The organism is Pontimicrobium sp. MEBiC06410 (assembly GCF_053601615.1).
The window spans coordinates 1-1156 of record NZ_JBSHNT010000055.1 but is presented as its reverse complement, the minus strand read 5'-3'; the positions used below and the strand labels follow the sequence as shown (position 1 = coordinate 1156).

General features: G+C 38.1%; 1 pseudogene. It reads left to right on the top strand.

What is annotated here, in order from left to right:
* A pseudogene (locus ACVC08_RS00335) lies at positions 1 to 1156 on the top strand (hypothetical protein); the annotation flags it as partial.

Below are 1156 nucleotides of genomic sequence, written 5' to 3'. Positions count from 1 at the left end.
GCTGGAGCTTTTGTTGATAGTGATGCCAATGGAAATGGTACACAATTAATAGAAACGCTAACCTCACCAGTTTTTGATACCACTGGAGCCGTTGGTCTATTCCTAGACTTCGATCAGTTTTACAGATCTGGAGGGTCAGATAGTGGTATTGTAGAAGTGTACGATGGAACGAATTGGGTAGAAGTATTAAATCAAACAGCTACAACAGGTTCTTTTGCAACACCAAATCAACAACACATTGACATTACTGCCTATTCTAATGCAAACATGCAAATTCGTTTTATTTATGACGATGGAGATAGTTGGGCATGGTACTGGATGATAGACAATATTGCTGTTATTAACTCATTATGTGATGTGCCAACAGCTTTAGCAGCTAATAATATAGGAGGAACAACAGCAGACATTACTTGGGATGCAGGAACAATAACTGCTTGGGAATATGTTTTACAAGCACCAGGAACTGGTGTACCAGCTGGCAACGGAACAATGATAGCTACAAACACAGTTAATGCAACAGCATTAGACTACTCTACAGACTATGAAGTTTATGTAAGATCAGATTGTGGTGGAGGCACATATAGCGACTGGGTAGGTCCTTTAAACTTTACAACAACAGTACAAACAGATTTTTCTGTAGACTGTGCAGTAGGAGCACAAACCTTAAATTACTGTTACACAGCTAATGACTCTAATGTCTTTACATTTACAAGTACAGATGGATCAGGATTAACGATAACAATCAATTCAGGAACGGTAGAAAACAGTTGGGATGAATTAGTTATTACTGATGTAGCAACAGGAACAGATTTAAATGCAGGAACACCTTATGGAAATGGTGGTGATGTATCAGGTATTACTTATCAATCTACAGGAGACAGTATTACTTTAGCAATAACTTCGGATGGGTCTGTAAGTTGCGATACCAATGGATTTGATCCATTAGATGTTACAGTAGTATGCTCAACATGTACAAACCCTACAGCAACTTACGCAGTTGTTTCAGACTGTATAAATGGACCACAGTTTTTTGTAGAAACAGATATTACAGATTTAGGAACAGCAACATCACTTACCGTATCAGACAATCAAGGAAACTCTCAAGTTGTAAACGCAACAGGAGTTGTTTCTTTTGGTCCTTATGCAAATAACACAG